Genomic DNA, 6,693 nt, shown 5'->3' with positions numbered 1-6,693 from the left:
TCAGCGCCGATGGTACTGCAACCGAGAGGTTGTGGGAGAGTAGGACGCCGCCGGACAACCATTTGGCAGGGGCCACCAGGTAACTGGTGGCCCCTGTGCCATTTTCTGGCACTGGTGAGTACGGTTGCCCCGGGATCGGGGGCCGATGCGTGGAGAAGGAGAGTGCGGCTGTGGCCGAGGACCGTCGAGGACAGCGTCCGTCACGAGGTGGATCCGGTGCCGGCCGCGGCGCACCCAGCAGCGGCGGGGGCCGTGGCGGATCGTCGCGCGGCGGTGACGCCCGTGGCTCGCGCGACGATCAGTCGCGCGGCAAGGGCGGCAGCGGTCGCGGCGGGTACCAGGGCGGCTCCGCCTCCGGTGCCAAGGCCGGCGGGGGCAAACCCGGATCGAAGCCCGGCGCCCGTTCGGGCGGCAAGCCCGGTGGCCAGGGTGGAGGACAGGGCGGCGGCAAGCGCTACTCCAACTCCCAGGACCGCGCCTTCCGCCCGCGCACCGAGGAGCGGCCGCGCACGGTCGAGCAGTCCGTCTACGACGGACCCGACCTTCCTGAGCACATCACCGGCGCCGAGCTGGACCGCAACGTGCGGGCGCAGCTCAAGGGCCTGCCCGAGAAGCTCGCCGCCCGCGTCGCGCGCCACCTGGCGGCCGCCGGCGCCCTGATCGACGAGGACCCGGAGACGGCGTACCAGCACACGCTCGCCGCCCGCGCCCGCGCGTCGCGGATCGCTGTGGTGCGGGAGGCGGCCGGTGAGGCGGCCTACGCCGCCGGTCACTACGCGGAGGCGCTCTCGGAGCTGCGCGCCGCGAAGCGGATGAACGGTGCCACCGACTACCTGCCGATCATGGCCGACTGCCACCGCGCACTCGGCAACCCCGAGCAGGCCATCAAGCTCGCCAAGAGCCCGTCGGTCGCGAACTTCGCGCCCGAGGCCAAGGCGGAGATGACCCTGGTCGAGGCCGGTGCTCGCCGTGACATGGGCCAGCTCGACGCGGCCCTGCGGACGCTCGAGCTCGCCCCCCTGATGTCGAAGAGCCGCTCGTCGTGGGTGGTGCGCCTGCGCTACGCCTACGCCGACACGCTCGAGGCCGCAGGCCGCGAGTCGGACGCGCTCGCGTGGTTCCACCGCACGCACTCGATCGACGCCGAGGAGATCACCGACGCCGCGGCGCGAGCCGACCTCCTGGAGCGACGCCAGCCCTGAGCCGCTCCCGAGCTGGTCCCGGGCCGCTCGACGTCACCGACGCCTGCTGCGCGCCACGACACCTCGGTGTCGTGGCGCGCTGGCGTTCGGGCGCCTCATGAGTCACAATGAAGGCTCTAATCACATACGTGTCACTCGAACTCCGAGAGCAAGACGACAGAACGCTGGGGAAGGCGCATCTGGAGCGTCGGAACTCAAGGAGGTCTCAGTGACCACACGCATTGCTTCCCGTCCGGACGGTCCGGCGACGAGGGGCATTCTCTACGTGCACTCTGCTCCCTCCGCACTCTGCCCGCACATCGAGTGGGCCGTGGGCGGAGTCCTCGGAGTTGCCGTCTCGCTCGACTGGACGCCTCAGCCTGCCCAGCCGGGCTCGTACCGTGCCGAGCTGTCGTGGACGGGCGCTGCCGGCACGGCGGCCGCCGTCGCGTCGGCGCTGCGCGGCTGGAACCACCTGCGCTTCGAGATCACCGAGGAGCCCACCAGCTCCACCGAGGGCACGCGGTTCTCCTGCACCCCCGACCTCGGCATCTTCCACGCCATCACCGGCCCGCACGGCGACATCCTGATCCCCGAGGACCGGCTGAAGGCCGCGGTCGTGAAGGCGGCACTCGGGGACACGACGCTCCTGCTCGAGATCGACCAGCTGCTGGGCAAGCCGTGGGACGACGAGCTCGAGACGTTCCGGCACGCGGGTGAGGGTGCTCCGGTGCGCTGGCTGCACCAGGTCGTCTGAGCCGGCCGAGCTCTCGACAGCCTCCGACATGACTGCCCGCCGCGGCCTCTTCGTCGCGCCCTTCGACGCCCTCGCCGACCCCCGGGTCGTCGGTGACCTCGCGGTGGCTGCCGAGGCGGCCGGCTGGGACGGCTTCTTCGTCTGGGACCACCTGCAGTACGGCGACCGGGTGCGGGAGATCGCCGACCCGTGGACCTGCTGCGCGGTCGTCGCTGCGCGCACCGAGCGGCTGGTGCTCGGCCCGATGGTCACGCCGCTGCCGCGCCGCCGCCCGCAGGTGCTGGCCCGTCAGGCTGCGAGCCTCGCGGTGCTCTCGGGGGGCCGCTTCGTCCTGGGGCTGGGGATCGGTGACGACTGGGTCGGGGAGTTCGGCGGCTACGGCGACGAGACGGACGCCAAGGTCCGCGGCCGGATGCTCGACGAGGGTCTGACGGTGCTGACCGGTCTCCTGTCGGGGGAGCCGGTCGACCACGAGGGTGCGCACTACACGGCCCGCGGTGCGGCTTTCCGCCCGGCACCCACGGTGCCGATCTGGCTCGCCGGTCGCTACGGCAACCGGGCGCCGCTGCGCCGGGCCGCGCGGCACGACGGGTTCTTCGTGATCGGCCTCGACGGCCCCAACGACGTGGACCGTGTCGAGCAGCAGCTGGCCGCCCACGAGCCGGCCCCCGGCTTCGACCTGGTCGTGGACCTGCGCCCCGAGCAGGACCCGGCGCCCTGGCTCGACCGCGGCGCCTCCTGGGTGCTCACCCGCATCGGGCCCTACGACCTCGACCTCGACGACGTACGCCGCCTGGTCGAGGCCGGGCCCTGACCGGGCGGCCGGTCGACGCTCACGCCACGCAGAACTCGTTTCCCTCGGGGTCGAGCATCACCACGTGCCCGAGGACCGCGGCCCCCGTGCCGTCGGTGTAGTGCTCCTCGCGCACCTCGGTCGCCCCGGCCTGCACGAGCTCGCTCGCCCTGGCCCTGATCAGGGCGGCCCGCTCGGCCCAGTCCCACGGAGGCTCACCCGCGACCCGGAGGTCGATGTGCACCCGGTTCTTCGCCGTCTTGGCCTCGGGCACGCGGAGCCAGCAGATCGCCGGGCGGAGGCCCTCCGGGTCGACGATGGAGGCGCCGTCAGGGTCGTCGTGGCCGGGCTCGAGGACGTAGCCCAGCGCCACGCACCAGAACGTGGCCAGCAGGTGGGGGTCACGGGCGTCGCACCCCAAGGTCCAGTGGGTGGTCATGGCACCCACCGTAGGCGCGGAACCGGACGCTCGCCGACCGGTTCCGCCCCTGCTCAGGTGAAGGCGCTGACCCCGGTCTCGGCGCGGCCGACGATGAGCTTCTGGATCTGGGACGTGCCTTCGTAGAGGGTCATCACCCGGGCGTCGCGGAGGTACTTGGCGACGGGGAAGTCGTCGACGTAGCCGGCGCCCCCGTGCACCTGGATCGCGTTGTTGGCTGCGCGCACGGCCGCCTCGGAGGCGAAGAGCTTGGCCTTCGACGCCGCGGTGCCGTAGGGCTCGCCGCGGTCGACGAGGTCGGCGCACAGCCAGCACAGCAGCCGGGCCGCGTCGGCGTCGACCGACATGTCGGCGATGAGGTCCTGCACGAGCTGGAACGACGCGATCGGACGACCGAACTGGGTGCGCTGGGTGGCGTAGGCGACGGAGGCCTCGAGGCAGCCCTGCACGATGCCGACGCAGCCCGATGCGACCGCGAGGCGGCCCTTGTCGAGCGTGCCCATCGCGATCTTGAACCCCTGGCCGACCTCGCCGAGCCGGGCCGCGTCGGGGACGCGGACGCCGTCGAGGAACAGCTCGGCAGTGGCCTGCCCCCGCAGCCCGAGCTTGCCGGTGATCGTGCGGGCGGTGAAGCCGGGGGAGTCGGTGGGGACGAGGAACGCCGTCACCCCGCGCGGCCCGTCGTCGCTGGTGCGGGCGAACACGAGCGCGACGTCGGCCCACGTGCCGTTGGTGATGAAGAGCTTCTGGCCGTCGATCACCCAGTCGGACCCGTCACGCACCGCGCGGGAGGTGAGGTTGCCGGCGTCGGACCCAGTGCCGGGCTCGGTGAGCCCGAAGCACCCCAGCCTGGTCGCCGCCGCGAGCTGGGGCAGCCACTCCTGCTTCTGCGCGTCGGTGCCGTGGAAGAGGATCGACTTCCCGACCAGCCCGCTGCTCACCGACACGATGCCGCGCAGCGCGGAGTCGGCGCGACCGAGCTCCTCCATGGCCAGGGAGTAGGTGACGTAGTCGCCGCCCACGCCGCCGTACTCCTCGGGGATGGTGAGCCCGAAGAAGCCGAGCTCGGCCATCTTGGGCACGATCTCGAGGTCGACGGACTCGTCGTGGTCCCACTGCATGCGGTGGGGCACCGCCTCGCGCTCCAGGAAGTCGCGGGCGAGGGCGCGGAAGGCCTGCTGCTCCTCGGTGAGCGTGAGGTCCATCAGACCGCGTCGACCGTCTCGTGCTCGCCGACGCGGGCGGCCAGCCGGGAGAGGTGGTGCGACCGGTTGCCGAGCCACTGCTCGAGGACCTCGAGGTGGGCGGTGCCGACCCCGACGGCGTACTCCGCGGTCATCGCGATGCCGCCGTGCAGCTGGATCGCCTCCTGCCCGATGTGGCGCCCGGACCGCCCGACGGTGAGGCCCACGCGGTCGGCGGCGTCGGCGACCACGGCGGGGTCGCCGCCCGCGATCGTCATCGTCGCCCAGTCGACCATGCTCTGCGCCATCTCCAGCGAGACGTACATGTCGGCCGCCCGGAACGTCAGCGCCTGGAAGGTGTTGAGCGTGACGCCGAACTGCTTGCGGCTCGTGAGGTACGCCGTCGTGGCGCGGACCTGTGCCTGCATGACGCCCAGCGCCTGGTTGGCGCCCATGATGCGGGTCAGGTCGCTGATGATGGCGATGCTGGCCGAGAGGTCGCGTCCGGGGGTGCCGAGCGGGGTGGCTGCGCTGCCGTCGAACGTCACCGTCGCCGCGCGGGTCAGGTCGGCGGTGGCGTAGCCGGTGCGCTGCACGTCGTCGGGGGAGACCAGGAACAGCCCGGTGCCGCCGTCGGGCAGCGCGGCGGTGGCGACCAGCAGGTCGGCGCGGGCCCCCGCCACGACGGGGTCGGCCACCCCGGTGAGGGTCCAGGCGTCGCCGTCGAGCGAGGCACGCACGCCGTCGTTGGCCGAGGACCAGCGGCCGCCCGGGGAGGTGTCGGCCGCCGCGAGCACGATCTCGCCGGCGCTGAGCCGGCCCAGCATGTCGGCCTTCTGCTCCGGCGTGCCGCAGGCGGCGACGAGGCCGCCGGCGTGCACGACCGAGGCGAGGTAGGGCTCGGGAGCCAGGACGCGGCCGATCTCCTGGCACACGATGCCGATCTCGACCGGGCCGGCGCCGACGCCGCCGTCGGCCTCGCTGAAGGGCAGCCCGAGGATGCCCATCTCGGCCAGCCGGCTCCACATCTTTTCGTCGAAGCCCGGGTCGTCGGCCACGGTGCGACGGCGCGCGTCGTGGTCGGCGTAGGCCGTGGCCAGGAGGCCGCGGACGGACTCGCGGAGTGCCTGCTGCTCGTCGTCGTAGGTGAAGTCCATGGTCGATCCCCTCAGAGTCCCAGGATGGTGCGGCTGATGATCTGGCGCTGCACCTCGTTGGAGCCGCCGTAGATCGAGGCCTTGCGGAGGTTCAGGTAGGTCGGTGCGGCCCGGCGGGCCCACCCGGCCTGCGGTGAGTCGTCGTCGGCGCGGGCGGCCAGCGAGGCGGGGCCGGCGAGGTCGAGGGCGAGCTCGCTCACGGCCTGCTGGAGCTCGGAGCCGCGCAGCTTGAGGATCGACGACGCCGGGTGCGGTGCGCCGTCGGAGGAGTGCGCGACGACGCGCAGCGCGGTGAGCTCGAGCGCGAGCAGGTCGTTCTCCAGCTCCGCGACGCGCGCGCGGACGAGCGGGTCGTCGAGCTGGTCGGCGGCCTCCACCTTCAGGCGGGCGAGCGCGCGCTTGGTGGCGCCGACGGGAGCGACGCCGACGCGCTCGTTGCCGAGGAGGAACTTGGCGATCGTCCAGCCCTGTCCGGGCTCGCCGACCAGCAGGTCGCCGGGCACCCGGACGTCGGAGAACCAAACCTCGTTGACCTCGTGGCCGCCGTCGATGAGCTCGATGGGGCGCACCTCGACACCGGGCGAGGTCATGTCGATGAGCAGCATCGAGATGCCGGCCTGCTTCTTGACCTCCGGGTCGGTGCGCACCAGCGTGAAGATCCAGTCGCCGTACTGGCCGAGCGTCGTCCAGGTCTTCTGGCCGTTGACCACCCAGTCGTCGCCGTCGCGGACCGCGGACGTGCGCAGGCTCGCGAGGTCGGAGCCGGCGTCGGGCTCCGAGAAGCCCTGGGACCACCAGATGTCGAGGTTGGCGGTGGCCGGCAGGAAGCGCTTCTTCTGCTCCTGGGAGCCGAACTGCGCGAGCACCGGGCCGATCATCGAGGCGTTGAAGGCCAGCGGGAGCGGGACGCCGGCGCGCTGCATCTCCTCGTGCCAGAGGTGACGCTGGAGCTCGGTCCAGTCCTGGCCGCCCCACTCGGTCGGCCAGTGCGGCACCGCGAGCCCCTCGGCGTTGAGGACGCGCTGGCTCTCCACGATCTGGTCGTGGGTGAGGTGGCGGCCCTCGAGGACGGTGTCGCGGATCTCCTGCGGCACCTGCGAGGTGAAGAACTCCCGCATCCGCATCCGGAAGTCGGCGTCGGTGGGGCTGAGCTCGAGCTGCATGTGACTCCTCGGTAGGACG

Annotated in this window: 7 protein-coding genes; 3 read left to right on the top strand and 4 right to left on the bottom strand. The window is 72.6% G+C overall.

The annotated features are described in order from the left end of the window. Positions 1–170: 170 nt before the first annotated feature. From ACFFJG_RS18970 to ACFFJG_RS18960, 3 genes are all read left to right on the top strand, one after another. The gene (locus ACFFJG_RS18970; protein ID WP_378520341.1) at positions 171–1,202 is read left to right on the top strand and encodes a tetratricopeptide repeat protein; all 1,032 of its coding nucleotides are present in this window, start codon (positions 171–173) and stop codon (positions 1,200–1,202) included. 208 nt (positions 1,203–1,410) lie between these two features. After that, entirely contained in the window at positions 1,411–1,938 is a 528-nt protein-coding gene (locus tag ACFFJG_RS18965; RefSeq protein WP_446686241.1) for a DUF3145 domain-containing protein, read from the top strand. A 28-nt stretch (positions 1,939–1,966) separates the two neighbouring features. Next, positions 1,967–2,752 (top strand): LLM class flavin-dependent oxidoreductase, encoded by a 786-nt coding sequence (locus ACFFJG_RS18960; RefSeq protein ID WP_378520340.1) that lies wholly within the window; start codon positions 1,967–1,969, stop codon positions 2,750–2,752. Between the two features lie 19 nt (positions 2,753–2,771). Here ACFFJG_RS18960 and ACFFJG_RS18955 read toward each other — a convergent pair whose 3' ends face one another. The 4 genes from ACFFJG_RS18955 to ACFFJG_RS18940 are packed head-to-tail and all read right to left on the bottom strand — an operon-like array spanning position 2,772 to position 6,674. Then, positions 2,772–3,170: a VOC family protein gene (locus tag ACFFJG_RS18955; RefSeq protein ID WP_378520339.1), complete on the bottom strand. Its 399-nt coding sequence runs from the start codon at positions 3,168–3,170 to the stop codon at positions 2,772–2,774. A 53-nt stretch (positions 3,171–3,223) separates the two neighbouring features. Next, positions 3,224–4,375 carry an acyl-CoA dehydrogenase family protein gene (locus tag ACFFJG_RS18950; protein WP_378520338.1) on the bottom strand — a complete coding sequence of 384 codons (1,152 nt, stop codon included), beginning with the start codon at positions 4,373–4,375 and terminating at the stop codon, positions 3,224–3,226. Next, positions 4,375–5,511 (bottom strand): acyl-CoA dehydrogenase family protein, encoded by a 1,137-nt coding sequence (locus ACFFJG_RS18945; protein WP_378520337.1) that lies wholly within the window; start codon positions 5,509–5,511, stop codon positions 4,375–4,377. The genes ACFFJG_RS18950 and ACFFJG_RS18945 overlap by 1 nt, the downstream gene beginning before the upstream one ends. Before the next feature lie 11 nt (positions 5,512–5,522). Next, positions 5,523–6,674 carry an acyl-CoA dehydrogenase family protein gene (locus ACFFJG_RS18940; RefSeq protein WP_378520336.1) on the bottom strand — a complete coding sequence of 384 codons (1,152 nt, stop codon included), beginning with the start codon at positions 6,672–6,674 and terminating at the stop codon, positions 5,523–5,525. Positions 6,675–6,693 lie beyond the last annotated feature (19 nt).

This window comes from Nocardioides zeicaulis (assembly GCF_042432345.1).
Classification (GTDB): Bacteria; Actinomycetota; Actinomycetes; order Propionibacteriales; family Nocardioidaceae; genus Nocardioides; species Nocardioides zeicaulis.
Note: the sequence above shows the minus strand (reverse complement) of the source record. Positions and strands in the feature narration are given on the sequence as shown.